At 60.2% G+C, this 26,167-nt stretch carries 25 protein-coding genes, 3 tRNA genes and 1 pseudogene; 17 read left to right on the forward strand and 12 right to left on the reverse strand.

Translation table 11 applies throughout. From position 1 onward, the window contains the following. Positions 1-282: 282 nt before the first annotated feature. Positions 283-355 (reverse strand) — tRNA-Arg (locus C483_RS12045). A gap of 212 nt (positions 356-567) precedes the next feature. Further along, a complete protein-coding gene (locus C483_RS20255; protein ID WP_160166260.1) occupies positions 568-711 on the reverse strand; it encodes a hypothetical protein in 144 nt (47 codons plus the stop codon). A gap of 104 nt (positions 712-815) precedes the next feature. Between C483_RS20255 and C483_RS12050 the strand changes: the two genes are divergently transcribed. The 3 genes from C483_RS12050 (at position 816) to C483_RS12060 (ending at position 3,789) form a co-directional block, all read left to right on the forward strand. After that, the gene (locus C483_RS12050) at positions 816-2,252 is read left to right on the forward strand and encodes a single-stranded DNA binding protein (RefSeq protein ID WP_006653634.1); all 1,437 of its coding nucleotides are present in this window, start codon (positions 816-818) and stop codon (positions 2,250-2,252) included. Positions 2,253-2,316: 64 nt separating this feature from the next. After that, entirely contained in the window at positions 2,317-2,748 is a 432-nt protein-coding gene (locus C483_RS12055; protein WP_006165428.1) for a histone, read from the forward strand. A 6-nt stretch (positions 2,749-2,754) separates the two neighbouring features. Further along, complete coding sequence (locus C483_RS12060; protein WP_006653635.1) at positions 2,755-3,789, forward strand: histone deacetylase family protein; 1,035 nt, start codon at positions 2,755-2,757, stop codon at positions 3,787-3,789. A 76-nt stretch (positions 3,790-3,865) separates the two neighbouring features. Here C483_RS12060 and C483_RS12065 read toward each other — a convergent pair whose 3' ends face one another. After that, positions 3,866-4,054: a hypothetical protein gene (locus tag C483_RS12065; protein WP_049912625.1), complete on the reverse strand. Its 189-nt coding sequence runs from the start codon at positions 4,052-4,054 to the stop codon at positions 3,866-3,868. A gap of 77 nt (positions 4,055-4,131) precedes the next feature. Further along, complete coding sequence (gene cca, locus C483_RS12070; protein WP_006653637.1) at positions 4,132-5,589, reverse strand: CCA tRNA nucleotidyltransferase; 1,458 nt, start codon at positions 5,587-5,589, stop codon at positions 4,132-4,134. A 96-nt stretch (positions 5,590-5,685) separates the two neighbouring features. Here cca and C483_RS12075 point away from each other — a divergent pair. Beyond that, positions 5,686-5,758 (forward strand) — tRNA-Asn (locus C483_RS12075). A 62-nt stretch (positions 5,759-5,820) separates the two neighbouring features. Here C483_RS12075 and C483_RS21255 read toward each other — a convergent pair. The 4 genes and pseudogenes from C483_RS21255 to C483_RS20000 form a co-directional block, all read right to left on the reverse strand. Beyond that, complete coding sequence (locus tag C483_RS21255) at positions 5,821-6,339, reverse strand: poly-gamma-glutamate hydrolase family protein (RefSeq protein WP_394295579.1); 519 nt, start codon at positions 6,337-6,339, stop codon at positions 5,821-5,823. Continuing rightward, positions 6,288-6,437: pseudogene (locus C483_RS19995) on the reverse strand (IS630 family transposase); the annotation flags it as partial. The gene C483_RS21255 and the pseudogene C483_RS19995, both read right to left, overlap by 52 nt. 190 nt (positions 6,438-6,627) lie before the next feature. After that, the gene (locus C483_RS12080) at positions 6,628-9,147 is read right to left on the reverse strand and encodes a poly-gamma-glutamate hydrolase family protein (protein ID WP_083860429.1); all 2,520 of its coding nucleotides are present in this window, start codon (positions 9,145-9,147) and stop codon (positions 6,628-6,630) included. 3 nt (positions 9,148-9,150) lie between these two features. Next, positions 9,151-10,974: a hypothetical protein gene (locus C483_RS20000; RefSeq protein ID WP_152419877.1), complete on the reverse strand. Its 1,824-nt coding sequence runs from the start codon at positions 10,972-10,974 to the stop codon at positions 9,151-9,153. Between the two features lie 543 nt (positions 10,975-11,517). On the opposite strand from C483_RS20000, the gene C483_RS20655 reads away from it, so the two are divergent. Beyond that, on the forward strand, positions 11,518-11,772 hold the full coding sequence (locus C483_RS20655) for a hypothetical protein (protein ID WP_049912627.1): 255 nt from the start codon (positions 11,518-11,520) through the stop codon (positions 11,770-11,772). 487 nt (positions 11,773-12,259) lie between these two features. On the opposite strand, the gene C483_RS12100 is transcribed toward C483_RS20655, so the two are convergent. After that, on the reverse strand, positions 12,260-12,670 hold the full coding sequence (locus tag C483_RS12100) for a CopG family ribbon-helix-helix protein (RefSeq protein WP_006653643.1): 411 nt from the start codon (positions 12,668-12,670) through the stop codon (positions 12,260-12,262). A gap of 110 nt (positions 12,671-12,780) precedes the next feature. Between C483_RS12100 and C483_RS12105 the strand changes: the two genes are divergently transcribed. Further along, on the forward strand, positions 12,781-13,983 hold the full coding sequence (locus tag C483_RS12105) for a GTP-binding protein (RefSeq protein WP_049912672.1): 1,203 nt from the start codon (positions 12,781-12,783) through the stop codon (positions 13,981-13,983). Between the two features lie 5 nt (positions 13,984-13,988). After that, positions 13,989-15,245 carry a CobW family GTP-binding protein gene (locus tag C483_RS12110; protein WP_006653645.1) on the forward strand — a complete coding sequence of 419 codons (1,257 nt, stop codon included), beginning with the start codon at positions 13,989-13,991 and terminating at the stop codon, positions 15,243-15,245. Positions 15,246-15,311: 66 nt separating this feature from the next. Here C483_RS12110 and C483_RS12115 read toward each other — a convergent pair whose 3' ends face one another. Continuing rightward, entirely contained in the window at positions 15,312-16,865 is a 1,554-nt protein-coding gene (locus tag C483_RS12115) for a DUF6498-containing protein (RefSeq protein ID WP_049912628.1), read from the reverse strand. A gap of 197 nt (positions 16,866-17,062) precedes the next feature. Between C483_RS12115 and C483_RS12120 the strand changes: the two genes are divergently transcribed. From C483_RS12120 to C483_RS12145, 6 genes are all read left to right on the forward strand, one after another. Then, complete coding sequence (locus C483_RS12120; RefSeq protein WP_006653647.1) at positions 17,063-17,635, forward strand: MogA/MoaB family molybdenum cofactor biosynthesis protein; 573 nt, start codon at positions 17,063-17,065, stop codon at positions 17,633-17,635. 116 nt (positions 17,636-17,751) lie between these two features. Next, the gene (locus C483_RS12125; protein ID WP_006653648.1) at positions 17,752-18,399 is read left to right on the forward strand and encodes a hypothetical protein; all 648 of its coding nucleotides are present in this window, start codon (positions 17,752-17,754) and stop codon (positions 18,397-18,399) included. A gap of 116 nt (positions 18,400-18,515) precedes the next feature. After that, entirely contained in the window at positions 18,516-19,445 is a 930-nt protein-coding gene (locus tag C483_RS12130; RefSeq protein WP_006653649.1) for a hypothetical protein, read from the forward strand. Positions 19,446-19,447: 2 nt separating this feature from the next. Next, positions 19,448-20,080, forward strand: coding sequence for an RPA family protein (locus C483_RS12135; RefSeq protein ID WP_006653650.1), 633 nt, complete (start codon positions 19,448-19,450; stop codon positions 20,078-20,080). A 285-nt stretch (positions 20,081-20,365) separates the two neighbouring features. Then, positions 20,366-20,884 (forward strand): VOC family protein, encoded by a 519-nt coding sequence (locus C483_RS12140; RefSeq protein WP_006653651.1) that lies wholly within the window; start codon positions 20,366-20,368, stop codon positions 20,882-20,884. Positions 20,885-21,002: 118 nt separating this feature from the next. Continuing rightward, positions 21,003-21,464 carry a hypothetical protein gene (locus C483_RS12145; RefSeq protein ID WP_006653652.1) on the forward strand — a complete coding sequence of 154 codons (462 nt, stop codon included), beginning with the start codon at positions 21,003-21,005 and terminating at the stop codon, positions 21,462-21,464. 74 nt (positions 21,465-21,538) lie between these two features. On the opposite strand, the gene C483_RS12150 is transcribed toward C483_RS12145, so the two are convergent. Then, positions 21,539-22,504, reverse strand: a complete 966-nt coding sequence (locus C483_RS12150) for a TIGR03885 family FMN-dependent LLM class oxidoreductase (RefSeq protein ID WP_006653653.1) — start codon at positions 22,502-22,504, stop codon at positions 21,539-21,541. A 274-nt stretch (positions 22,505-22,778) separates the two neighbouring features. Continuing rightward, positions 22,779-23,234 carry a DUF5814 domain-containing protein gene (locus C483_RS12155; protein ID WP_006653654.1) on the reverse strand — a complete coding sequence of 152 codons (456 nt, stop codon included), beginning with the start codon at positions 23,232-23,234 and terminating at the stop codon, positions 22,779-22,781. Between the two features lie 172 nt (positions 23,235-23,406). Between C483_RS12155 and C483_RS12160 the strand changes: the two genes are divergently transcribed. From C483_RS12160 to C483_RS12175, 4 genes are all read left to right on the forward strand, one after another. Next, positions 23,407-23,478, forward strand: a tRNA-His gene (locus tag C483_RS12160). A 220-nt stretch (positions 23,479-23,698) separates the two neighbouring features. After that, positions 23,699-24,280 carry a carboxymuconolactone decarboxylase family protein gene (locus tag C483_RS12165; protein ID WP_006653655.1) on the forward strand — a complete coding sequence of 194 codons (582 nt, stop codon included), beginning with the start codon at positions 23,699-23,701 and terminating at the stop codon, positions 24,278-24,280. Positions 24,281-24,407: 127 nt separating this feature from the next. Next, positions 24,408-25,667 carry an ABC transporter substrate-binding protein gene (locus C483_RS12170; protein ID WP_049912631.1) on the forward strand — a complete coding sequence of 420 codons (1,260 nt, stop codon included), beginning with the start codon at positions 24,408-24,410 and terminating at the stop codon, positions 25,665-25,667. A 1-nt stretch (position 25,668) separates the two neighbouring features. Next, on the forward strand, positions 25,669-26,139 hold the full coding sequence (locus C483_RS12175; protein WP_006653657.1) for a hypothetical protein: 471 nt from the start codon (positions 25,669-25,671) through the stop codon (positions 26,137-26,139). Positions 26,140-26,167: the final 28 nt, after the last annotated feature.

Here is a 26,167-nt window from a genome sequence, read left to right on the forward strand (position 1 = left end):
GCTGAGCAATGCGAAGCGTCCGCGATAAGTGAGCGTCCTGACGGAGATTTGAACTCGCCAAGATGTTCCGGGCATGGGGCCCAAAGCGCCGTTCCGGACTGCAATTTGTCTGCTCAAATCTTCCAGGTCCGTCTTCTGAACACGGACGACTCGCTCCGGTCGTTGTTGTGTTCGGAAAAGCGTCCTGACGGAGTCCAACGCGAGCGGTAGCGAGCGTTGGGCACGTCAGGACCGAACGCAAAAGCGGGCGCTGAGTAATGCGAAGCGTCCGCGATAAGTGAGCGTCCTGACGGAGATTTGAACTCCGGTCCCTGGCTCCGCAAGCCAAGAGGATAGTCCACTACCCTATCAGGACTCATCTCTTCGTAGCCGCGTGGACATTAAAGCCCTTTCGAAAGCAACCGGCGAACGGGCCTGTTTCGGCCGATTGTGCCTGTCTAACTCTCCCACGACACCGTTCAGCGTCCCACCCCACCGCAAGTCGTGCTGGCGGTAGCACGAACGCCTGTACTCGAGTACTGACCCTGACCGACCACCTGCGCACATTCAAATAGGATGACAGGCCCATCATGCGGTACGCACGATGACGCAGGGAACCAAGACGAGTTGTACTCGAGTTGCGTCCGGCGCGCGTCGGGTACTCGAGGTTGGCTGTCCGTCCGCGATGCCCGGCAGCGCTTCCGAATTCGGCGTGGTCGTTACGTCGAGCATGGGCAGAGACGAGCCAAACAGCGAGGGCCAACAGTCTTCGCGCGTCCATCGCACACATCGAATGGATAACGCTTATGCGCGGGCTACGCCTGCACGAGCATAGAATGAGCGATATCGAGGGCGTCTACGAAGATCTCGAGGCCGACGTTTCTCTCGACGAGTTTCGCGAGGCCGTCGAGGCGAAAGTCGAGCAGATGGGGGGGCTCGCGGACGAGGAGACCGCGGCGATGTTGATCGCCCACGAAATCGGCGAAAGCGAGGTCGGCGGCATCGCCGACATCGAACCCGGCATGGAGGTGGCGAAGTTCGTCGCCAAGGTGCTCTCGATCGGCGAGCGCCGCACCTTCGAACGCGACGGCGAGGACGAAGACGGCCAGGTCGTCAACGTCGAAGTCGCCGACGAAACCGGCTCCGTGCGTGCGGCGTTCTGGGACGAACACGCCGAGGCCGCACTCGGAGAACTCGAGGAAGGCCAGGTACTACGAATCAAGGGTCGCCCGAAGGACGGCTTCAGCGGCGTCGAGGTCAGTGTTGATGAAGTCGAACCGGATCCGGACACTGAGGTCGACGTGCAGGTTTCGGATACGCACACCGTCGAGAGCCTCTCACTCGGTCTTTCGAACGTCAACCTGGTCGGACTGGTTCTGGATACGGGGACTGTCCGGACGTTCGACCGCGACGACGGCTCCGAAGGGCGCGTTTCGAACCTCGTGCTCGGCGACTCGACCGGGCGCGTCCGCGTAACGTTGTGGGACGAACAGGCAGACCTCGCGACCGAGACCGAGACGGGGACGACCGTCGAGGTCGTCGACGGCTACGTCAAGGAGCGCGACGGCAGTCTCGAACTCCACGTCGGCAACCGCGGCGCAGTCGAGGAAGTCGACGCCGAGGTCGAGTACGTGCCGGAGAGCACGTCTATCGAGAGCGTCGAAATCGGCCAGGAGGTCGACCTCGCCGGCGTCGTCCGCTCGGCGGATCCGAAACGGACGTTCGACCGCGACGACGGCTCCGAAGGGCAGGTCCGGAACATTCGCGTTCAGGACGCGACCGGGGACATTCGCGTCGCGCTCTGGGGCGAGAAGGCCGACATTGACATCGGGCCGGGCGACGAAGTCGCACTCGGCGACGTCGAGATCCAGGACGGCTGGCAGGACGACCTCGAAGCCTCCGCAGGCTGGCAGTCGACGATTACGGTACTCGAGTCCGACTCCGAGCGCACGACGGACGGCGATGAGAGCGGTAGTGACGACGAGAACGCGGGACTCGGCGCGTTTGCGGGCGATGCGTCCGGAGACGACGAGACGTCCGACGCGGCGAGCGCCGATGCAGCTGACGCCGCCGACGGCGACGATGCTGGTGACAGTGACGGCGACGAAACCGAGTTCACCGGCGTCGTCGTGCAGGCTGGCAACCCGGTCGTCCTCGACGACGGCGAGACGACGATGAGCGTCGACACCGACGTCGATGTCGGACTCGGCGAGGAAGTCACTGCACGGGGCGTCGTCCGAGATGGCCGCCTCGATGCAAACGACGTGTTCTAAGCAGTCCTTGCGCTGTCAAGCGGCGAGGAAAAGCGTTAAGGGCGTTAACTTCACCTATGATGGTATGAACGTCGAACTCCCGTTCGCGCCCGTGGATACGATTATCCGCCGGAACGCGGGCGAGCTTCGGGTGAGTGCCGATGCGTCCCAGGAACTCGCAGCCCGGATCCAGGACCACGGGAGCGAACTCGCGATCGACGCCGCCGAGTGCGCCACTGACGACGGCCGAAAGACGCTGATGGCCGCCGACTTCGGCGTCGAAACCGTCGTCGACAAGAACGAACTCGAGTTGCCCGTCGCGCCCGTCGACCGGATCGCCAGACTGGAGATCGAGGACCAGTACCGGGTCTCGATGGATGCTCGCGTCGCGCTCGCGGACATTCTCGAGGACTATGCCGACAACGTCGCGGGTGCGGCGGCGATTCTCGCACACCACGCCGATCGGCGCACAATCATCGACGACGACATCGAGACGTACTTCTCGCTGTTCGAGTGACAGCAGATGCAATTCGGCTACAGCGAGGCCTGCCTCGCACACGATCCCGGTCCGCGCCACCCGGAGTCGCCGGACCGACTGCGTGCCATTCGAGAGCGCCTGAAGAAGAAACACGGCGTCGAGTACGTTGAGGCAGACCCCTGTCCAATCGAGGACATTGCGGCCGTCCACGACCGAGCGTACATCGACTCGGTCAAGGAGTTCTGTGAGGACGGCGGGGGGAACTGGGATCCCGACACGACGGCAGTCGAGGCGACCTGGGATGCGATCTGTGCCAGCGCCGGACAGGCCTGCTGGGCCGTCGACGCCGCGCTCGCGGGTGACTCAGGTCGCAAGACGCCGTTTGCGATCGGCCGACCGCCGGGCCACCACGCCGTCCCCGACGACGCGATGGGGTTTTGTTTCGCAAACAACGTCGCGATCGCCGCACAACACGCACTCGACCACGACGAGTACGATGTCGACCGCGTCGCGATCTTCGACTGGGACGTCCACCACGGCAACGGGACACAGGACATCTTCGATGACGGCGACGACGTCTTCTTCGTCTCGATCCACGAACAGGGCCTCTATCCCGGCACCGGCGATGTCGAGGAGACGGGGACTGGCGACGGTGCAGGGACGACGATGAACATCCCGATGCCTGCCGGCACGAGCGACGCGGGCTATCTCGCCGCGTTCGACGGCCCCGTTGCGACCGCACTCGAGTCGTTCGATCCGGACCTCTTGCTCATCAGCGCAGGGTTCGACGCCCACCGCCACGACCCAATTTCACGAATCCGCCTCTCGACGGAGGCCTACGCGCTGTTGACCGATCGTGTGCGGACGCTTGCTGGCGAACTGGGTGCACCGCTCGCGTTCGTTCTCGAAGGCGGCTACGGGCTGGACGTCCTCGCAGACAGCGTCTCGATCGTCCACGAGACGTTCGACGGCCGCGAACCGATCGGGCCGGACGACGACGCCGAAATCGACGAGGCAGTCGAAGCTGCACTCGAGGCGGTTCTCGAGGAACACGAGTTAGATGCCGATCTTGGCCTGTAGCTGTCCCAGCGGATAGTTGTCCACGTTTCATCCGCCCTTGATCTGCCCTCGATATCGAATTGTGACCGCGTGTCGGTCACATTCCTACTGCGACAGCCAAACCAGCAAACACAAAGAACCCGCCAATCAGTCTGTAGAACAAAATTCCACCACTAGACAAGGTTCCTTCTTGCAGAAGCCCTAGAAAGAACATCCGTAGCAACTTTTCTGGAAACGCCACGATCGCAAGCCCGAACAGAAATAACAATACACCAGCAGGATTCATGACAGACATTCTATCCTGATCTCGTATATTTGTTCCGCCATTCGAACTCTGTTACTAATTCATAACTCGAGACGAACTCATGGCCGCGGCTCGAAGTACGTCCTGAGCTCGCGACCGAACTCCTCGAGTAGCACTGTAATTTCGTCGCCCACTAACACCTCGTAGTCGGACTCGAGTGCTGTCTGGACGTGCGCCCCGAGGCCAACGTCGAAGAGACGCTGGCTCTCCAGAAACTCGCGTGCGCTCGTAAATTCTCGCTCGCGCTCGGTGACGTAGCGGTCGCCGTCGATGAACGGGCCGTAGGCGTCGGGATCGTCCGCGTACGCGTTGTAGAACCCCTCAGCGTGGTCCTGCACGTGAACTGGCGGTCCGTCGTGGCGCTCGACCGCGGGGCGCTCGGCGACGGCGAGTTCGACGAACACGACGGCCGTCTCGTCTGCGAACGCCGCAGCGCGGAAGACGTCGAAGCCGCGGTCGTCGAGCCCCTGTGTGATCCCGTCGAGCGATTTCTGGAGCTGGGGGTAGAGCTGGTCCTCTACAAGGTCCGGCGCGTCGAATCGGATCGCAACCGGCGTCGTCTGGCGTCGCTCGAGGTGCTCGCGAAGTTCCGTTTTGGGTAGTGGTTTGGGGTCGGCAGGCTCGACGTACTCGAGTGCCGGTTCCTCGAGGAACGCGCGAGCGTAGTGCTGGAGTCGAGCGACGTTCTCGGGGGAGCAGACGGCGGCGACGTTGCGGTCGGGGTCTGTGGGGTCGATGACGATGAGCGGGTCGGCAAAGGTTTCACGGCCGTGGTCCTCGGGATCGAGTTCAACTGGTGGCTGCCAGTCCGCAGCAGCCTCGAGAAGCGGGCGAAAGCCGCCGTACTCGCAGACGAGCAGTTCGGTCAGGTAACCGCTGAACCCACGTGTTCGGAGGTCGCTCCCGTAGGCACCGATCCCCTTCAGGAACTGCTTCGTGACGCGCACGTCGGCGGCGAGTTCGTCGTCGAGGCGCTGGCGCAGGTATTCCGTGTGGAACGGTGTTCGGTCGACGGCCGATCTGATTTCGGTGGCCGACTCGAGTCGAAAGCAGGGGACGACGTCGACGTCGAATCCCTCGACGGTGCCTTTGACGTAGGGGTGTTCGGCGTACTCCTCGTGGCCGTCGGGGAGGGTGGTGTGTCCGACCTCGAGGCCGTGGGACTCGAGTGTCTCCCGGTCGAGTTCGAGCGGGAATCGGACGAAGACGTCGATGTCGCGGTCGCCGCTGATCCAGGTGCCTCTCGCGGTGGAGCCGACCTGAATGACGTCTGCGTCGTCGCACAGCTCGGTTGCGGCCTCTTCGGCGCGGGTGGTGAGCCGGTCGGCGACTGCACGGAGTCGCTCGCGTTCGTCTTCGTCGGGGTCGACGCGGTCTCGGACGGTGGCGACGACGCTGTTGAACTCGTCGCTAGCAGCATCACTGCTGTCGCTGCCGTTGCCTTCGTTTCGAGTTCCTCCGGCATCACGGTCGCCGGCGTCTACGCCAGCGCCGGCGTCTGCATCCTCGTCGCTCATTTCCCCGCATCTACTCGTGCGGTGCGTGAAAGGGTGTCGAACCGCCGGAAGCGAAAACGAAAGCCCTATCAAATGAACCCTCCAATCACGAGTTGAGCCGAAGTAGCTCAGATGGTAGAGCACCTCGCTGTTAACGAGGTTGTCCCAGGTTCGAGTCCTGGCTTCGGCGTCCAACACTTCTTCGGAATTGGTGGCTCTCTCGCTACACTCGAGTCGATCTGTCGTCAGCTTTCAGTGCAACTCGTCGAGTGCACTCACGACGGCATCCGCGACATCCGCCCACTGCTCCTGCCGAACGTCCATCGGCTGTTCGAGCTGAATCGTCTGTCCGATCGTTCCGACCTCGTTGAGCACGTTCTCGGGCGCTGCACCGGCGTAGCTCGTTGCGTCACTGCTCGCGAGCTCGACCGGCGTCTCGGGCAGGGCCTCCTCGAGTGCAGTGGCGACGAGTGCCCGGTCGGCTTCGCTTGCGGTCCCGCCAACGAGGATGGTGTCGCTCGTGTAGCCGTGGAAAGCGACGCTCCACTCGAACTCCCCGTGGCGGATGTCGTCGAGGGCTGGAAACGAGGCGTGGTGGATATCCGTCGAGTGGACGTGCCACCGGCCGAGCGCGCCGCCGCCGTCGTTGAAGCCCGCGCAGATCCAGGCGAGGCCGTCGGCCGTGTCGGCGACGCGCTCGGCCTGCCAGTCGGTTCCGTACTTTTGCTCGCCACGACGATTGGCAAGGTATTGCGTTTGAGTACTTTCCAGACCTGCTCAATTAAGTTGAGATCAGGTGTACCGACAGGAAGAAAGGCATGATCAATACCGGGTTGGTGTGCGTACTTGCGCGTGTATTCACAAATATTTTCTTTTGCCCCCCTTGTAAAAATACAGTCTCTTTGAAACATGTCTTCAGAGCTCAGATTCGATCTCTGGTTCTCCGGTAACTCACGCTCCAGCGTCAGTTTGCTGAGGATGCCTTGGGAGGAACTGGACCTGACAGTGCTGCCATCAAACTGCAGTATGGTTCGGGGTCAGACCACGCTCAGATAGATTTTACTCGATATTCATCTCCTGCCGGTAGAACGCGATCGTCGCTTCGGCTACATCTACCCATTTACATTGTTCAGTCCTAACCGACGACGGGAGTTCAAGCTGAATACCGCCGCGACCATTCCTCTCGCCGCCGTTCGTAAACTCATTAGTAATATTCCGAGGATTCGTTCCAGCGAACGACTCTGCCCAGCTAGGGTGGTCATCGCCGTAGACGTGTACGTCCTCGTCGGGTAGCGCCTCTACGAGATAGCCGCCGTACGTTTCACGGAGCTCCTGATCAAGTAGGCCGCCGACGAGTATGCCGTCCGCAGTGAATCCGTGGATTGAAAGTGAATAATCCCAGTCGAACCCTAGGGCCTCAATCGCGGGATACCCATTACGCATGTCCGACGAAGTCGTGTGCCACCGGTCAAAGCTCGAACCGATGGTCTCACGGTAACCTTCGTGGATCCAGTACGGAGTGTCGAGCTCTTGGGCGATGTAGTAACAAATTCGGCTTGTTCGCCACTCGGTGTCTCCCCCATGGGGAGCAAACGGAAGGAAGCGTTTGTCAGGGCTGTCTTTGTACCACTCGGCGGACTCCTCTTCCTCATAGACTGTTGGATGATAGACGTTGGCGTGTGGGAGTCCCTGTTCGGCAATCGCTTGTACCTCCTGTTCAACTGTCCCCGTAGAATTTCTAAGCGCTGGTTCGTCGATGTCTGGCTTTCTGAGGTCGGGATTTGGAACTTGATATTCAGTGTCAGTGTCGAGTTGAACGACGAACGATCTAGGCACTCCATGTCGGTCTTGGTCCCACTGCCCTTTGTCGAAAACCTCGTCATCGTACTCTGGATTGTTGAGATGACGACGTGCGAACCAAGTCATACGGATTCTTGGAACTTCTCTGTCATCAGAGTACGTTCCATAAGCCGTGTAGGCCTGGTAGCGGTCGTCGGGATAGTCGGCATGGTGGAGCCGTAGATTGTCCCAACCCTCGGTCACATTCGCTTCCTCTGGCTCAAAGCTGCGATCTATCGGCTCTCCGTCGAATTTCGTCAAAATGTTGAACTCGTCGACCAGTTCCTCGTGGAAGAAAACTCGTTCGTTCGTCATGGAGAAATCCCACTCCGAACGCGCTTGACTAACACCGACGTACTTCTGTCCTTCCTCTGGTTCAAACGGCTCGATTTCGACATCCAGACCGATAACGTCGTCCTCCGTGAGCTTATCCACTTCGTCAGGCTCACTAGGACTAGTAAAGCGCGGGCTATCGTTTTTGACGGAAGCGCCGTCGGCGTTGGTAAACCGATGTCTACCCCAGCGTGCCGTCCGCATCACAGCCCGCATTCTATCGGTTTCGTGATCGCTGTAGACGCGATGAACCTGGAAGACACGTTTTTGATTGAACGCTCGACTCCGAACCGTCACCATGTCGCCCTTCTCAACGCCGAGCTTGGCAGCGGTTTTTTCGTTGATTCCACAGAGGAGTGCATTTCCAACCTCCTCACCCCAATCACTCAAGGCTACACCCATTCGAGGCCAGATACCGGTGAACTTTTTGACCTCACATTGCGTACCGGTATCAACATGGCCTAAACGCTCGCGGGCGTTACTACCCATTCGGATGCTTGGCCAGAAACCATCTTGGTCGTGCTGGGCCCAATAGCCGAAGCAATTAGCCTGTTTGGTATCACTCCGTTCGATCCAGATATTGTCTTCCCGTGATTTAAGTTGGTCAATCTGGTACTCTGAATGTTCGAAAAATCCTTTCGAAAGCCTGACTGCAAACTCGTCACCGACGTTGTCCCACTTTGTTTTAGCATACTCAATAGTTGGTTTCGGGTACGTTCGTCCAGAGGTCTCCGATGACGGTTTATATTCCACCGGTGATGCGATGTCAGCATCCCCCAACCGTTCCCTCGCAGCGGAACTCATACGAAGTGTATTAAGCGTATAGTCTTCGTTGTGGGTCCCGGCAACGCTATATAATGATTGCCCATTACCACTGAGAGAACTCACCTGAACGAAGTCCCCTACAAGATCACTATCTTCGGGTGGAACTCTGACTGTATATGGAGAACCCAATTCATACCAGCCTGTTTTTGCATAGTCGATATATGAGGGGGCTTCTTCGTCGTCTACTTTTTCCCAACTTACTTCATCATTAACTTCTGTATTAGCTCGTTCTCGAGCATTCTTTCCCATGCGAATCGAGCTACTATAACCTTTACCGTGTGTACCATAGACTCCGAAATAGAACTCATCTGTGGTTCCTTCTACTGTAATCTTGATGATATCTCCTCCTCCGATCCCTTCAAAGCTATCTGGAACACGACAAGAATACATATCACTGATCTCTGGCCAGTCGCTCTGGGCCTTCTTGATGTATGTGCTTCCGGAGGTCTGACTAGATTCGGCCTCTCCTTCTGTTAGCGGAGTGCCTGCATCACTGCTTACTCCCGTTGCCGTCAATGCCCCGGACATGAGCATTGACCGGCGATACATTCCATCATCATTATCGTTGAAATCCTGACACATAATTCACAGATCATCCTCCAGTTGCCGCTCATCACTGTCATACTCAAAGTGCTCATCAGTGTGAGCTCCCTCCATGACTTCTTCCTGGTTTGCTGCAGTAGTGACGACTCTCTTTCCCTTTGTATCTACATAGTTGATTTTTGATGATTCGATCCAGACTGATCCCTTTTCACCAGGAACAGGGCCACCACCGTCAACGTCAGTTAGAGCTCTCACTCGGTGGTCCTCGTCTACGTACCGGAACTCGTCATTCTCAATCCAAAGCGAGCCTGGGTTGATCTCATCCCCTGGCTCACGAAAGTTCCCTTCGTATTTCCAGACGGTTCCATCACCCACGGTAAAGAAAAGGTCGTCTCCATCAACCCATATATCTCCTCGAATCCCACGTTTTTGACAATTGCTGGTATCGCCCCGAGACGGTACTTTAAGCGCAGTTGTTCGCGAGTCAGCAACAACATCTCCAGCTTTGTCAACAGGGATTTTCACACCATACATACCGCTGTCATGGTTCCCTACGAATACCTCCATTGTGTCTACCTGAGCGACGGCAGCTTTGTCCCTTGTTAGTGCCGTAACTATCGCCCAACCTTCACTATCGAAGGTATAAGTAAGTGACTGGGAGACTCCCTCAGAATTACACTTTCCGTTTGCATCAGTGACGTACCATTCAGCCCCATCACCGTCATTGGTAGTAAATATAATAGGTCTATCAGGTTGAACTCTTCTCGGTCTGCCACCACTTATAAATCCGAAACTTGGATTGAACGTCTCTCCATATGGTGTTTCTGGTGACACATCGTGCGAGATTTCAGAACTGTCGTCAAACTTTGATCCATTTGCAACGATTGATTGTTGAATAGCATCAACACAAGCCCCACTCACCGAATGAGGAAGTTCGTCGGCAGGTTCTGGTAGCGGTAAAATAGTCACTTCTTCATTCAATTCGGATAGTCGCGTGTGGAGGACATCAAACTCCGAGGTGACATCGACTATTCCTTCTTCCTCCGGTTCTGCATAGACGTGAAATGTTACGAAATGACCTTTAGCGGAGCCATCTTTGGCATTATCTGTTTCGTGGAGGAATCCTTCTTGCAGATTTTGCTTCTCTCCATCATCACTGTTTCCGAAAATCTTTGCAGCAGCCATGCCGATAGAACCTCCGACAGCGATCGCCGTAGAATGAGGTCCTGGAATAAGTCCGATTCCAGTGAACGTCAGGCCAAGGAGTGCCTCTGGAACATCAGACGAAGACGCTTCGTCAATTGCACCAGACATCTCAGCGAATTGTTCTTCGTAGTCGATATCAGTGACATCCGTATCTCCAGAGATAACGAGATCCAAGATGTCATCTTGAACGTTTTGTTCTCTAAGCTCATTCATAAACGCCCCGCCAGGGATGAACCCGATTGTCTCATCTGAATGGCGTTGTGCTGGGCTCAAGTTCCCACTTGGTGCCGTCGCTCCGAATCGATGATCCCCAATAGTATTAGATGTTTTTTGCCCACCATCTACCTGCTCTACTGCCCCGAACGCAGTTCCTGTTAGAGTGAATTCATGGCGCCACTGATTGTCATCTTCAACCCATGTTGCGGTATTGTATGACAAAGTATGAATAGCAAGTGATTGGCGTTCTATGTGATCCTTATCGTGTGTTACTTTGGAGATTTTCCAAATTGGATGTCTTATATCATCATCGGTGTTGGGTGAGTCGGAATGTGTAGGACCGAATTTCCACGATGAATGACCCGCACCCATTGCCGTCCCCCCTACGAAGGATCCACCTATGGCCTTCACGAGATTACGTCTCGAAAAATGTTTATATTCCATTTGTGTGTCTAAATAATTGTGGCGTTTAGTCTCTCACTTGATCTAGTAAGCACTCCATATTTATTCTCCATCACATCTATAAATTAGGTAGATATTTATATATCTTATTATATCACTCCTTGAATGATAACCAGTCACTACTGTGGAAAGACATTGCTAGTAACCTCACGCTATGAGTTTCATTCTCTCTACCGCTAAGCCGTTGGGCTGTTCAGTCTGCTGCGTTTTCCCTTGACTTCGTCGATTGGCTGAAAGCCGTTCTCCACCACCGAGATTACGAACTCCGGTACGGACGCCACGACAACTCAAATCATTTGCCTTCGTATGCCAACTCATCTGAACACTGTCCTCAGGTGGCGTGAGGTGGCTGAATTCGGGCATGGACACCCTGAACCTTCAAACCCGAATTTGAACAGCACCCCGCTGGCGAATCGAAGCGTTCTTTGAGGGCTCGAACCCAGATCTTGGCTCTATTGAATCACTAGCTGGCGCCAGGTTAAGTCGGTAAATCAAAGGAGTTGAAGCGGGTGAGTGGTAATCTGGATGCACCTCACTACTCGCTTCACCGAGGAAATGATGTCACTGGCAAAAATTTATTGCAACAATCTCGACGAAACTGCCGCCCCGGAAGGCGGCGGTTTCGCTGAGCACGCCATGATTTCCCTCCTCGGACTGCGGATTTTCCTCGATGAAACCTACGAGATGATAATCGGTCTCCTGAGGGTGATGCCGCCAATTCTGGAGACTATCGGCCATCAGCCCGATGACCTTCCACATCCATCGACGTTGTCTGATTGAATTGATAGAGGCATGATGCAGGTCTGACGAGTGCTATTGCGTCACTCGGCGCAGTTGCACGAACCCTCGCACACGTCGCTATTGACGCGACATACTACAAGTGGTCACCAGAAGTAAGCACTACTGCAACCGCACAATTTCCGCGTTCAAACGGTTGGAGCGACGAAACTCGTCGACACAGAGACACAAGCGGTCCTCAACGTACACTGAACAACGACACGGGAAGGAAGCGACGCAGAGGTGTGTGCGCAAGTCGTCCGCATACCGGGGTGCGACTTGCAGACCCTCGTCGCCGACAAGGGTTACGACAGTCAGCCATTGCGGGAGACACTCCAAAGGTAGGGATACGTTCCCTTGTGAAACAACAATGTATGTCTGTTATCTGTCACCCACATCGGATACTGGACAAGCAAGTGGCTACTATCTGTTCCTCATTTAACATTCTAATAGCTATATTGAAGCAGCACTATCTGTTTGTCACACTCGATCAAATTTCGGCCGTCTCTAGCGGTACCAGCGAATATTCCACCGCCTGAACGCCGTCGATCGCCCGAAGTTTCCCAACGACTGTCGCCAGTTCGTCGCAGTCGGTCTCGAGTACTAGCACGTCGAGACAGGAGTCACCAACGTGGCTGTGGGTGATCGAAGCGATGCTCCCCTCGTATTCGTGACGAAGCGCTGTTAGCTGTCGCTCGATAGGCTGGGTTTCGAAATCGGAGACGACGCTGACGGTTCCCGCGAGTTGCTGGTTCGCCAGACGGTCGTCTTCAAATTCGGTGAGCAGGACTCGCGATCCCTCGCGGACGACTTCGCTTCGCCCCGCGTACCCGTGGCGTTCGGCGACGGTGTCGAGTCGATCGATCAGTTCGTGGGGCATAGAGACGCTGATGACGGGCATCCGTGGTTGTTAATACCTCAACCACAAATATTGGTATTTGTTATTCAATAAGCCACCAGCACGTAATGGCTAACATTAACAACACGGACCTTCTCATTCACAATCGGCGCATGACCGACGACCCTATTCCCGTGACCGTCCTCAGTGGCAGCCTCGGAGCGGGAAAAACGACCATCTTGAATCACGTACTGACCGCAGATCACGGCCTCGACGTCGCCGTCGTCGTCAACGACATGGGGGAGGTGAACGTCGATGCCGAGCACGTCACCCAGCAGTCCGACCTGGGCGGCGAAGAGGAGATTATCGAACTGTCCAACGGCTGCATCTGCTGTCGCCTGCGAGGTGACATGCTGGATGAAGTCGGCCGGCTCGCCGACCGGCGCGAATTCGACTACCTGCTGGTTGAATCGTCCGGTATCTCCGAGCCGATTCCGGTCGCCCAGACGTTCGCGATGGGCTTCGAGGACGCCGAGTTCGATCCAACCGGCACCTACGAACTGGACACGATGGTGACGGTGGTCAACGCCCACAGTTTCTGGGAGTCGTTCGACTCCGGTGTTGCCCTCACAGAACAGGAACTCGAGGACCAGTCTGGTCGCGTCCCCGAGGAAGTCCTGCTCGACCAGATCGAATTCTGTGACGTGCTGTTGGTGAACAAGTGCGACCTCGTTCCCGACGATGCGCTTGCAGAGATCGAGACCGTTCTCGAGCGCCTTCAACCGCGCGCGGAGATCGTCCGCACGGAGTTCGGGAACATCGACCCAGACGAGATTCTGGGGACCGGTACATTCGACTTCCAGCGTGCCCAGAACTCGGCGGGCTGGAAACACGAACTCCAGCACGATCATCACCACGATCCACAGGAGGAACACGGCGTCACCTCCTTCGTCTACCAACGCCGACGGCCGTTCCACCCCGAGCGCATCGCCGCGTTGCTGTCGGACATGCCGGACGAAATCGTTCGCGCGAAGGGCTTCTTCTGGAGCGCAGGCCGCGAGGATGTCGCGATGGGCGTCGACAAAGCCGGCACTTCCGTCCGCGCCGGCCCCGCTGGCACGTGGCTCGCGACCCTCCCGAAAGCCGAACGCGAGCAGTACTTCGCCGCCCGCCCTGGTCTGAAAGACGACTGGCACGAGGAGTACGGCGACCGAATGACTCGGCTGGTCTTCATCGCACGCGAGTTCGACGAGGACGGGCTGATCGACCGGCTCGACGACTGCGTGCTCACCGACGCGGAGATGGACGACAACTGGTCGCGCTACTCCGATCCGTTCGAACCGGAAGACCGACGTGAGCTTGCGCTCTCCCGGTAACCAGTATGTCTGTTCCGGTCACCGTCCTCAGCGGCGAACTCGGCGCGGGGAAAACGACGTTGCTCTCCGGCCTCCTCGAGTCGGCCGACTGCGACGTTGCAGTGTTGGTCAACGACGTCGGCGCAGTCAACGTCGACGCCGATCTCGTGGAGGTTCGCACCGATCTCGCGACCGGCGAGGAAGTCGTCGCACTCGAGAACGGCTGTATCTGTTGTAGCCTCGGCGGCGAACTCTCGCGGGCGGTGATCCAGCTCTGGAAGGAACACGAGTTCGACCATCTCGTCGTCGAGGCCTCTGGCGTCGGCGAACCCGAGCCGATTGCCCGCCAGTTCGTTCGCGGCCCCGCTGGGGGGCCGTACGACCTCTCTGCTGTCGTCACCGTTGTCGACGCGCGGCGATTCCACGACCGGTTCGCCGACGCCGATTCCGGCGACGCTCCCGCCGTGCAGGGACCGGACGACTCCGGAACGCGTCCGCTCGCGGATCTCGTTCTGGCGCAGGTCGAGTTCTGCGACCTGCTGGTCGTCAACAAGTGTGACCTCGTTTCCGACGCCGAACGCGATCGCGTCGCCGCCGTTCTCGAGACACTTCAGCCACGCGCCGAGGTCGTGACGACCGAGCACGGGGTGGTCGATCCTGCCGAGATCCTGGGTGTCGAGCGATTCGACCTCGAGGCGGTGACCGACGCGGCGGGCTGGAAGCGGGCGATCGAGACAGATGAGCGCGGTGACGATCACGCCCACGGTGAGGCGGGTCACGATCACTGTGCGGACGACAACGAAGATCACGAACACGATCACGCCCACCCGCCCGAGCGCTACGGCATCGCCGTCGACACCTACCACCGCCGCCGGCCGCTCCACCCCGAACGGTTCGCCGCCTTCCTCGCTGACCTCCCTGACGGCCTCGTGCGCGCGAAGGGACTGTGTTGGATCGCAGGCCGCGACAAACAGGCCATCACGATGAGCTACGCTGGCAGCGAGACCACACTCGAGGTGACGGGCCGCTGGATCGCCAGCTTCCCCGCGGATCGCCAGGAGACGTACCGTCGTGGCCAGCCCGACCTCCCGTGGGACGAAGAGTGGGGCGACCGCGAGACACGACTCGCGCTGATCGGCCGCAACGTCGACCTGGACGCCCTCGAGGCGCGTCTCGACGAGTGTCTGCTCACCGACGCGGAGCTGGACGACGACTGGCTCGAGTACGAGAACGTCGCGCCGACAGGCATGGGCGAGACCACGGTGATTTCGATCGAGCCGTAGGATCGAGTGTCGGTGTCTGGTCCGAGCGCTCTGCGAACACGAGACCCTTAGCGGTCAACGTGAGTGCTACTCTGGACCCGGATCCGGATCCGGATCTGGGTATGCCTGCCGCCAGACTCCGTGCAGAACGAGCGCGATGAACGGGAGCCCGAAGACGACGTACGGAAGCGCGCCAAGCAGCGGCCACGGGCCAATGACAACCGCGACGGCACCGACGAGGAGGCCACCGAGCGGGGCAACCGCAATCGCTGCAATCCGTCTGTCGATCGGTTGCAACTCGAGTACCGTTCCACGAATCGGGAGGTCGAGCGCCTCGGCGAACGCGTCGGCGTCGACGACCGGACCGATCTCTCGCGTCGCCTCGTCGTCGCCCCAGCCCATCTGCGCCTCGAGCGTCCGGGTGTCGTACACGCGATCCGGATACCGGTCGGCGACGAGACTCACGTCGCGGATCTCGTGCAGCGGAATCTGCCACTGTGGCTCCTCGACCCAGGTGTCGTACGCGACCAGTCGGTCGTCGTATCGGCGGTACTCGAGTGGCGCGTGCGAGAGGATGTGCTCGAGCGTTTTGAGGGTCAGATAGCCGGCGAGCGCAGCGAGTGCGAGGAAACTGATGGCGACTGGGAGCGCGACCGCGAACCCGCCGCTGGCGGCATCGCCGAGAACAGCGAGAGTGATGAACCACGCGACGATCACGATGCCGGTGTAGAACGGTGCTGGCTTCACCAGTGTGTGGAGGATGCCGGTGAGAACCACTGTGGGCGTGTGTGTTGAAACGCGAGCGTCCGGTTTGCCAGCGGGTACGGAAAGGGGTTCGAGTCTCTCTCCGTTTTCACCGATTTCGTCGGTCTTGTCGGTCCCGTCGGTCTCGTCAGTTTCGTTGGACTCGTCCTCGCCGTCCGGACCGGACAGCCACCCCGTGAGTCGGCCACCACCGCCGTTGGTCGCGCGAAAGGCCGACCAGTCGACGAGCAGTTTAACGGCGACGAACGCGGCGAGGACGATGGCACCGCTGGCCTCCGCCACGATGAAGAGGACGAAAATCAGGAAAAAGGCCTGGCGCGCAGGGGTTTCGATGACGGCGTACGGCGAGGTTTCCTCGTAGCGCCCGCCGCGGAGATAGTCACGCCAGGTTTCGATGAGTTGCCCGCTGACCAGCGCCCCGACGCTGAGCCAGACCTCCGGCCGCACGAGAGCCTCGTCGATGGCCACCTCGGACAGCAGGGCCACGATGAAGAGCGTCGACCAGACGGTCGCGAACAGCATCGCGCCGATGAACGGCACGTTCCGCGGATACACCGGCGGCAGCCAGGACACCAGCCGCACGCTCCCTCGCTTTCGTGCCAGATCCGTGTTGCCGATAGTGACGACACTCGAGTCGCCGCTACTCTCGTCGTCGTCCGTCTCTAACTCTTCGACGTTCGGTGGTTTCCCCGCGAACAGCGCTTTCCCCGCGGCGAGCGGAAACGCGAGCAGCACCTCGAGCGCGTAGATGACGACCAGTGTCGCGGGATCCCAGCCGAACTCGAGGACGCCGACCAGCGGCACCAGATTGGCGAGTAGGATTGGGGCGAAGGCTGCAGCGGGTGGGAGCCTACCCGTGGCGTCTCGAGGGGCCATGTACGTGACAGGTTGCTCGAGTGGTAATAAAACGTTCCGAACGGGCGTACTGGCCTGTGTAGTCGCAGACAGCGACGAGTCTTGCGGTGCTCGATTCGGTTCGACGGCGTCGGCCACCTCTCACAGTGGGCATCACTTGCGACGACCGCTACTCGTGTCGACCACCGCTTATGACACTGCAGCGTAGAGATACACGTATGGCAACCGACCGAGACGATCGGCGCAGTACCGACGCCCACGGACACGACGTCATCGATCCCCTCTACGTTGGGATCGTAACGGTCTCGAGTTCGCGCGCGCAGGCCGACGATACCGGGTCCGAACCCGACGACCCCGGCGGTGACACCATCGAGGAGTGCTTCAAAGCCGAGGGCCACGAGGTACAAGAGCGGCTGCTCGTCCGAGACGACTATTCGTCGATCCGGACCGCCGTTCGCGGCCTCGTTGCTCGACCCGATATCGACGTCGTCGTCACGACCGGGGGGACGGGCGTCACCGCGGACGATGTGTCCCCCGAGGCGACATCCTCGCTGTTCGAACGGGACCTCCCGGGCTTCGGCGAGCGCTTTCGAGCGCTTTCGTGGGAGGAGATCGGCACGCGGGCGATTGCCTCGCGTGCGACTGCCGGAATCGCCGTCGACACACCGGTGTTTTGCATCCCGGGGAGCACCGGCGCGTGTCAGACCGCCTGCGAGCAGTTGATCGTCCCCGAGTCGCCCCACCTTGCGGGGCTGGCGACGCGCCACGGAGCCGACGGCGAAAATCAGTAGTGCTCCATCGCTGCTCGTGAGTGGACGCTGTAAGATCGACCTCGACCTCGACCTCGTGCTCGTGCTCGTGCGACCGACACCGTTGAGTACTCCCTCTTGCTAGTGCGAGACGACCGATGCCCGACTGTGACTACTGCGACGCATCGTTCGACGCCGAGGAGACCTACCTGGCCCACCTCGGGCGCGACCACGCCGACGAACTCGGGCGCATCGACCGCCGCCGCGTCGCCACAGCGGGGGAACTCGAGTCCCCCTCGCAGTCACAGTCGGGACCAGCGGGCGGCAAGGATCCGATCATCGTCTACGGGCTCGCGCTTTCGTTCGTCCTGCTCGTGATTGGCTCGGCCGGTTACATCGTCGCATCTGGGCTGAGCGAGAGCGGTGAGGTCCACGAACACGGTGAGATCACCGTCAGTGTCGACGGCGAGGCGATCGACTTCGAGCAGTCTCAGTATTACTACGAGGAACTCGGCGGCACGTTCCACTTCCACCCGAACGACGGCAACGTCTGGCATATGCACCCCGAACGGGTCACGTTCGGCGAAGCGATGTCCGACATCGAGATGCCGATCACCACCTCTACGATCAGCATCCACGGCACGACCTACGACGACAGTGACGACGGGACGAGTGTCGAGATGACGGTCAACCGCGCTCCCGCGGACCCTGATCAGGAACTCACAGAGGGTGACCACATCCGCATTGTCGTCGAAACCGACGAGGGCGACGGGTTGCCGGACGACGCGACCGAGTCGGAGTCGTAACGATGTCTTCGCCCAGTGCGCACGGTTCACTTTCACTCCGGTAACCGCACTTTAAATATGATCGGGCGCGAATGGACGTATGCCTCCCAGTGAAACCAAAGAGGAGGCGTGACACCATGAGCGACGTACGACAGCATGCGGACGATATCCACGACCAGTTTTCGGACCACCTCGACGTGAGCGTCGAGGACGTCGAAGAGCGCCTGGCCACGCTCGTCGACGAATACAAAGTACCAATGGACGAGGCGCGCCGAAGCGTCACCAACCACTACTTAGAGGAAGCCGGCCTCGACCGCGAGGACCTCTCGAGTGGCTCCAGCGAGGCGGTGAACGTCGAAGACGTCGACGAACCCGAGCAGTGGGTCGACCTCACGGCGAAAGTCATCGAACTCTGGGATCCACGCAGCGACTCCGTCGCCCAGGTCGGCCTGCTCGGCGACCCGACGGGGACGATCAAGTTCACCAAGTGGGCCAAATCAGAACTGCCCGCACTCGAGGAGGGCGGGGTCTACTCCCTCGAGAACGTCGTCACCGACGAGTACCAGGGACGGTACTCGGTCAAACTCAACAGCACGACCATCATCGAGGAACTCGACGAGGAACTCGAGGTCGGCGACGATACGAGCGAGATCGAAGGGGCGCTCATCGACATGCAAAGCGGGAGCGGCCTCATCAAGCGCTGCCCGAAGGAGGACTGCACCAGAGTGCTCCAGAACGGGCGCTGTAACGAACACGGCGAGGTCGAAGGCGAATTCGACCTTCGGATCAAGGCCGTCGTCGACGACGGACTCGACGCCCACGAGGTCATCTTCGATAAGGACGCGACGGAGAACCTGACCGGGCTCTCTCTCGAGGAGGCCAAGGATATGGCGATGGACGCGCTTGACACGACCGTCGTCGCCGACGAAATCGCAGACGATATCGTCGGCACCTACTACCGCATCGAGGGGCCAACGTTCGGCCGCTACGTGCTCGCAGACGACGTCTCCGAACTCGACGGGCCCGCCGATGCTGAACAGTTGCTGATCAAAGCGAGGTCGATGTAACCATGAGCCAGTCAGAACTCACCCGCGAAGTCGCCCGCCGCGTCTTCGCCTCGGAATTCAACGATTCGACGTACACGTTCAAAGAAAGCGACGACGAGCGCGCGCCGAACTTCGCCCTGCTCCCGACGGGCGACCGTGCAAACCGCGTGTTCATCGTCGGCACCCTCACCGAAACCGAGGACGTCGGCGAGGACAGCGAGTACTGGCGCGGCCGCGTCGTCGACCCGACGGGGACGTTCTTCGTCTACGCCGGCCAGTACCAGCCCGAAGCGGCCTCGATCTTGCGCGAGACTGAGCCGCCGGCATACGTCTCGGTCGTCGGCAAGCCCCGGACCTACGAGACCGAGGACGGCAGCGTCAACGTCTCCGTCCGACCCGAATCGATCGCCGTCGTCGATGCCGCAACTCGTGACCGCTGGGTCGTCGAGACCGCAGAACGCACGCTCGACCGCATCGAGGCCTTCGAGGAGTGGGAGGCCGAACAGGAGGCCCCCGAGAGCGCCTCGACTGCGCCGACGAACGAGTACGCCCAGATGGCCCGCGAGCAGTACGACTCGCCGGTCGTCAACTACCGCAACGACGTGATTCAGGCACTCGAGCAACTCGAGGAGCAAGAAGCCGACGCGACGGCGTAACCGCCAGCGTCGAGTCGATTTTTCGGCCGTGTGATGTGAGGTACGACACTGATAGCGTACCTACTCTGACACCCGCAGTCGCGCTGCCGCCCCGCTACACCGCTGCACCGCCACCCGGTACATCACCACCAGACTGCTGCACCGCCGCCCCGGCACACCACCACCAGACCGCTGCACCGCCGCCCCGGCACACCACCACACCGCCCCACTTCCAGACCCCTTCCTTCCATCCCACTGCCCGTCGCCGGCCCCACTGTTACCCGCTCGGGCGGCGTACACGAACCCATGCCCGAGTCGAACGAGTCCACGTCTGAGTCGAGCGACACCAGAACCGAGCCGAACACAGACCACACCGACGACCGCCCGCAACTCGTCGGCATCAACCACGTCGCCCTCGAGGTCGGCGACATCGAGGACGCACTCGAGTTCTACGCGTCGCTATTCGCGTTCGACCTCCGGGGACGGTCGGAGACGGCGGCGTTTCTCGACATGGGCGATCAGTTCATCGCGCTATCGGAGACCGCCAACGCGGCGGCGACCGCGGACGAGAAGCGCCATTTCGGCCTCGTCGTCGATGACCTCGACACCGCCGAGCGCCGGCTCGACGATCAGGGTGTCGACCCCCTCGACGTGTCGGGACTCGAGTTCCGTGATCCCTGGGGGAACCGCGTCCAACTGGTCGAGTACGGCGAGATCCAGTTTACGAAGGCCGAGCACGTGCGCGAGGGGATGGGACTCGAACTCGAGAAGTCGGCGGATGCGATCGCCGAACTGGCCGAGAAGGGGCTGGTACCGGAGTCGTAAGCGTCCGAGCGTCCGAGCGTGCGACACCGGGCGACGAGCTGGCCGTTCGAACCGAATTCAATCTTCTCGTCTGACGAACCGTTAAGTGGAATGCCCGGTGAGTAACTGACGAGTACGAATGGGCAACAAGAACAAGACGATCTCGTTTCGCGTCAACGAGGACGCGTTCGACGCGCTCCAGGACATCGCCGAGGAGCGCGACATCTCGCTGTCCGCGGTGTTTCGCGACTACGTCGACCAGCTCGTCGAGCACGACGGGCAGGTCGCGGTCGTCCCCGAGCGCGACCTCGAGATCAGATCGGCCGAGGGTGCTGGCAGCAGCGACGGCGACGACGCGGACCTCTCGTTCCCGCCGACCGTCGAGGTCCCGAAGAGTTTCATCCGCGAGCACGAACGACTCGAACTCGAGACTGACCACCTTCGTGAGCAACTCGACGAGTACAAGGCCTACGTCACGCAGCTCCAGGATCGACTCGAGGACGAGGAAGACGAGGTGCTGTTGCTCGACGATCTCGACGATTTTGACGGCCTCGATGATCTCGATAGCGCGGACGTAGACGACTCCTACCAGCTTCGGTAGGTGGGCGGCGGTTGCGAAGCTGTGGAGATACGAAAGTTCGAGTCTGCCCCCTCCCCGTCAGCCGCTTCCGGTAGTTAGTCGAACGCCGGCAGTACATCCTCACCGAACGCCTCGATGAACTCCTCCTGATTCGTGTTGACGTTGTGGAGGTAGACTCGATCGACATCGAGTTCCAGATCCTGTTCGATCCACTCGCGGTGCTCCTCCAGATCCGCGGAGACGCGAACGTTCGCCTCTACGTCCTCGTCACTGATCTGTGCCCCAAGTTCGTCGTAATCCTCCGGCGTCCGAAGTTCCTGCGTCACCGTCCCCGGAATACACTGATTTCGCCACTGTTCGACCGCGCCCTCGAGTGCAGCCTCCTCGTCGCTCGCGTAGGAGTGCTGGGCCTTGAGGTAGACCGGCTTCTCCGGGGCATGCTCGCGGAACGCCTCGACGCGAGCCGCGTCGTCCTCGTGATTCGGCGTCGCGATGGTGATCATGCCGTCGGCCCACTCGGCCAGCCACTCGGCGGTTTCCTCGGACAGCGCCGCCCCGATCAGCGGCGGTGGCGTCTCCGGGCGGGAGTACAGCGTCGCCTGCTCGACGTCGACGCGCCCGTGGTGGGTCACCTCCTCGCCATCCCAGAGGCGGCGCATGATCGTCGCACACTCCTCGAGACGCGCGTTTCGCTCCTCCTTGATCGGCCAGTCCACACCCGTAATGCCCTCGTTGAGCACCTGCCCGCTGCCGACCGCAAGCCAGAACTGCTCCGGATACATCTCGCGCAGCGTCGCCGCTCCCTGCGCGATGATCGCCGGATGGTAGCGGTAGCCGGGCGCGTTGACCGTTCCGAACGTCAGGTCTGTCGCCTCCAGCGCTGACCCGAGCCACGACCAGACGAGCCCCGACTCGCCCTGTTGCTCGCTCCAGGGATGGAAGTGATCCGAAGCGAGTGCGTGCTCGAAGCCCTCCTCGTCTGCGAGTTGGGCGTACTCGAGTACCTCGCTCGGCGCGAACTGTTCGTGGGAAGCGTGGTAGCCGAGGACGTCGGCTGTCATTGGTGGTCACCTGGTGTTTTGGTGGATCGTGTCTGAGTGGTCTGGGATCGTGTCCGGGTGGTCTGCAGCGTCGGATGGCCAGTGCCAGTGTGTTCGGGCCACCACCGACGTTGGAGCTGTTGGTGGAATCGTCCTCGGAATGAAGGGTGTGGCGACAACACGGTGGTGTCGTCTACGGATGACTACTTAGTTTCTCGACGCGCAAGTGCATGAAGAGCGATTCGCAGGTGTGTCAATAGCCGGCCGGTTTCAGACGAGTTGCTGTGCGAGCGAACTACCGCGCGAGATCCTGCTTTGCCTGCCGAATCTCGTCGCGCTTTTCGTCTGCGCCCTCGACCCGCGCGAGACTCTCGGCCGCCTCCAGCGTCCGCACGCCGCTGTCGAGGAAGGAGAGCACGTCGCCCGAATAGGCATAGACCATGTAGTCGTCGCTCATCACATCAACGATCGCATCGGGACCGAGTCCCTGCGCTCGTAACTCGAGTAGATACTCGATGAACTTGCGCTCGGGACAGCCACAGTAGGGGTTGTTGTCGCAGTCGCAGTCGAGGAAGTCCTCCGTGAAGTCGAGTACCCGATCCCGGGTCGCGTCGTCGAGCTTCTCGAGTCCTGCGCCCTGAAAGAGCATGTCGAGGGTGGCACCCTTGAACGCGCCTTTGGGGATGTTCGTCTCGAGCTGGGAGCTCAGTTGCCGGTGGTTCTTGACGTAGATCTTGTCGGTGATGGCCACGCGTTGGCGGACGTACGACAGCGTGGCCGAAAAACGTCTCGGTCGGCGATTCAGGTTCCGATTCAGAACGTGACCGTGAGCGCCGGACAACCGCGGTATCTGCTACCACGATCACGTACGCGAGTCGTAACGTATTTCAGGTTAACCGGACCTACATACGTCTGCAAGCGTGTCCGGGTTGGGGTAGTGGTTATCCTTCAGCCTTGTGGAGGCTGAGACGCGGGTTCGATTCTCGCACCCGGACTTTCTGACGACGACTTCACGGAGGAGTCGAAAGTCCGACCGAGATCGAACCAGACGAGTCGTGCGCAGCGCCAGCGAGCACGTCTCGGCGTGGTTCGATTCTCGCACCCGGTCGTTTTCCTTACGAACACCCGGTCGGTCCAGTTCCGTCTGATCACTTCCTCTAAACACGTCACAGCAGCATCACTGACCTATTTTTACTCACCAACAAACGTGCGCATATGCCACGGATTCCACCTGTCGACCCCGAGGAGTTCCCGGCCGACAAACGCGACCTGCTCGACACACTGTCCGACAAAGACGTCCCACCCGAAGAACGCGGCCACTCACTCGAGGGCGGCACGCTGAACGTCTACCGAACCATGGGTCAGGACCCCGCACTGCTCGAGCAGTTCCGCGCCTACGGGTCCGCAGTCTGGCGCGAGAGCGGCCTTTCGCCCCACGAACGCGAGTTCGTGATCCTCGCGACGGCCTACTACGCCGATTCGGCCTACGAGTGGCACCAGCACGTCCGCGTCGCACTCGACGAGGGGATGGATCCCGAACAGATTCTCGCCGTCTCCCGCGAGGAACAGGACCGACTCGAGTCCGACCACGCAGCGATCGTCGACTACGTCGCGGCGTTCGTCACGGGTGAGGTCGACGACGCGATCCACGACCGCCTGGCCGAGTGCTACGATGACGAGACGATTCTGGGAATCGGGATGCTCTCAGGGTGTTATCTCGGCCTCGCCCGACTGTTAGACGCGCTCGCAGTCGAGTGTGAAGCGCCGTTCGTTGGTTGGGATCTCGAGAACTGCTGAGGAGGGGTTCGGTTCGAATCTGGTTGCGACGCGACCGGATCAGTCTGCCTGCCAGACTGGTCGCCTTCTTGTACTTACTCCAACATGTGGAAAACCATTATGATACCGATCGGTCATAGGGCACCCCATGGGAGACAAAACCATGAACGTCGACCGTCGCGGTGTACTCCGTGGCGTCGGCGGCGGGGCGATCGTACTGGCGGGACTGGGCGGCGCTGGCAGCGTCAGCGCGCAAGATGCAGTCACAGTCACAGCGGTCTGGACTGACGACGAGGAAGAAGACTTCCTCGCTGTGGTCGACTACGTCGAGGGCGAGACCGGCGTCGACATCTCGTACGCGCCGCGAGACACCGAAACGCTCCTGACAGAGACGCTGATGGACTACGAGGCCGGCATTGCGACGGCGGATATTGTCGTGTTGCCGACTGAGGGGCGCGTTCGGCGGGACGGCCAGGCGGGCCACCTCGAACCGGTCGGCGACCTGTGGGACGAAGACGAATACTCGACCGAGCATGCGGTCGTCGAGGCGAACGGCGAGGTCTACGCCGCTCCGTTCGGGATGGACCTCAAGCCTGGCTTCTGGTACCGACAGTCGTTCTTCGAGGAGCACGGACTCGAGGAGCCCGAGGATTACGACGCCTTCCTCGACCTCCTCGACGAGATCGACGGCATCGAAGGCGTCGAGGCACCGCTCGCGTCCGGGAACGGCGACGGCTGGCCGCTCAGCGACGTCACGGAGGCGTTTATCCTCCGGCAAGAGGACGGCGCACAGCTCCAGCAGGATCTCATCGAGGGCGACGCCGAGTTCACCGACGACCGCGTCGTGACGGCCTTCGAGGAACTGCAGGAACTCTTGCAGGCGGGCTACTTCAGCGAAGTCCGCGACTTCGGCATCCAGTACGAGTTCTTCTGGGAGAACGAGACGCCCCTGTACTTTATGGGGTCGTGGACGCCGACGTTCGGCGCGATCGAGGATCCGGAAGACCTCGACTACTTCATGCTCCCCGGCACCGATGCGATGGTGACCAGCATCAACTGGTTCACTATTCCTGCGTATACGGACGCGACCGACGCGGCCAGAACCGCTGTCGAGGGTATCATCTCCCCCGACGGACAGGAGGTCTGGACCGAACGCGGTGGCTTCGTTCCGTCCTCGCTCGAGGTGCCGGCGGACGCCTTCGATATCGACATCATGCAGGACCTGTCCGAACACGCGGACGAGGTCGATCTCGTCCCCGACCTCGACGACGCGGTCGGTGATCCGTTCCAGGCCGAATTCTGGTCACAGCTTCTCGGCCTCTGGGCCGAACCGGACCAGGACGTTACCGGCATCACCGAGTCGCTCGACGGTGTCCTGCAAGAAACCGTCCAGGAGGACGGCCCGTAGCGTGTCGAAACTCGAGACCGACGGCGGTACCGACGCTGACACCGACACCGACACCAATACCACCGCCAACGCCAACACCAACACTAACACCGACACTGGCACACCCACCACAGGTACCACTACCGAAGGTCCCAACAGCAGCGGGAACGCCCTCGGTCTCGAGAGCGGACGTAACAACAAGGCCGGACGCGACGCTCACAACGGCGGGGTACTCGAGTCCATCCAGATCGTCGGCCAGGAAATCCGGCGCAGCAGTGCTAACGCCGTCGCGGTCGATCTGCTGTACGTGTTCACCATCGGCTTTTTTGCGAGTCTCTCAATTCGCGGGTTCTGGCCGGCGCTGATTGCGGCCTTCCCGATCGCGGTGTTGCTCGGGTTCGCCTGGCTCTCCTCGCGGCTGTTTTTCCTGACGAACGTGCTCGCAATCGTCGTTGCGATCGCAGCAACGAGGATGGGGTTGTTGCCGCTGTGAACTGCTGAAACGGGGAACGCTATCTGGG

The sequence above is a fragment of the Natrialba hulunbeirensis JCM 10989 genome, from assembly GCF_000337575.1.
GTDB lineage: Archaea > Halobacteriota > Halobacteria > Halobacteriales > Natrialbaceae > Natrialba > Natrialba hulunbeirensis.

Bases quoted from the DNA above. Each gene is read 5' to 3' on its own strand.
- C483_RS20255 (WP_160166260.1), bottom strand. From the start codon at position 711: ATGCTCGACGTAACGACCACGCCGAATTCGGAAGCGCTGCCGGGCATC.
- C483_RS12050 (WP_006653634.1), top strand. From the start codon at position 816: ATGAGCGATATCGAGGGCGTCTACGAAGATCTCGAGGCCGACGTTTCT.
- C483_RS12055 (WP_006165428.1), top strand. From the start codon at position 2,317: ATGAACGTCGAACTCCCGTTCGCGCCCGTGGATACGATTATCCGCCGG.
- C483_RS12060 (WP_006653635.1), top strand. From the start codon at position 2,755: ATGCAATTCGGCTACAGCGAGGCCTGCCTCGCACACGATCCCGGTCCG.
- C483_RS12065 (WP_049912625.1), bottom strand. From the start codon at position 4,054: ATGAATCCTGCTGGTGTATTGTTATTTCTGTTCGGGCTTGCGATCGTG.
- cca (WP_006653637.1), bottom strand. From the start codon at position 5,589: ATGAGCGACGAGGATGCAGACGCCGGCGCTGGCGTAGACGCCGGCGAC.
- C483_RS12080 (WP_083860429.1), bottom strand. From the start codon at position 9,147: ATGTGTCAGGATTTCAACGATAATGATGATGGAATGTATCGCCGGTCA.
- C483_RS20000 (WP_152419877.1), bottom strand. From the start codon at position 10,974: ATGGAATATAAACATTTTTCGAGACGTAATCTCGTGAAGGCCATAGGT.
- C483_RS20655 (WP_049912627.1), top strand. From the start codon at position 11,518: ATGCACCTCACTACTCGCTTCACCGAGGAAATGATGTCACTGGCAAAA.
- C483_RS12100 (WP_006653643.1), bottom strand. From the start codon at position 12,670: ATGCCCGTCATCAGCGTCTCTATGCCCCACGAACTGATCGATCGACTC.
- C483_RS12105 (WP_049912672.1), top strand. From the start codon at position 12,781: ATGACCGACGACCCTATTCCCGTGACCGTCCTCAGTGGCAGCCTCGGA.
- C483_RS12110 (WP_006653645.1), top strand. From the start codon at position 13,989: ATGTCTGTTCCGGTCACCGTCCTCAGCGGCGAACTCGGCGCGGGGAAA.
- C483_RS12115 (WP_049912628.1), bottom strand. From the start codon at position 16,865: ATGGCCCCTCGAGACGCCACGGGTAGGCTCCCACCCGCTGCAGCCTTC.
- C483_RS12120 (WP_006653647.1), top strand. From the start codon at position 17,063: ATGGCAACCGACCGAGACGATCGGCGCAGTACCGACGCCCACGGACAC.
- C483_RS12125 (WP_006653648.1), top strand. From the start codon at position 17,752: ATGCCCGACTGTGACTACTGCGACGCATCGTTCGACGCCGAGGAGACC.
- C483_RS12130 (WP_006653649.1), top strand. From the start codon at position 18,516: ATGAGCGACGTACGACAGCATGCGGACGATATCCACGACCAGTTTTCG.
- C483_RS12135 (WP_006653650.1), top strand. From the start codon at position 19,448: ATGAGCCAGTCAGAACTCACCCGCGAAGTCGCCCGCCGCGTCTTCGCC.
- C483_RS12140 (WP_006653651.1), top strand. From the start codon at position 20,366: ATGCCCGAGTCGAACGAGTCCACGTCTGAGTCGAGCGACACCAGAACC.
- C483_RS12145 (WP_006653652.1), top strand. From the start codon at position 21,003: ATGGGCAACAAGAACAAGACGATCTCGTTTCGCGTCAACGAGGACGCG.
- C483_RS12150 (WP_006653653.1), bottom strand. From the start codon at position 22,504: ATGACAGCCGACGTCCTCGGCTACCACGCTTCCCACGAACAGTTCGCG.
- C483_RS12165 (WP_006653655.1), top strand. From the start codon at position 23,699: ATGCCACGGATTCCACCTGTCGACCCCGAGGAGTTCCCGGCCGACAAA.
- C483_RS12170 (WP_049912631.1), top strand. From the start codon at position 24,408: ATGGGAGACAAAACCATGAACGTCGACCGTCGCGGTGTACTCCGTGGC.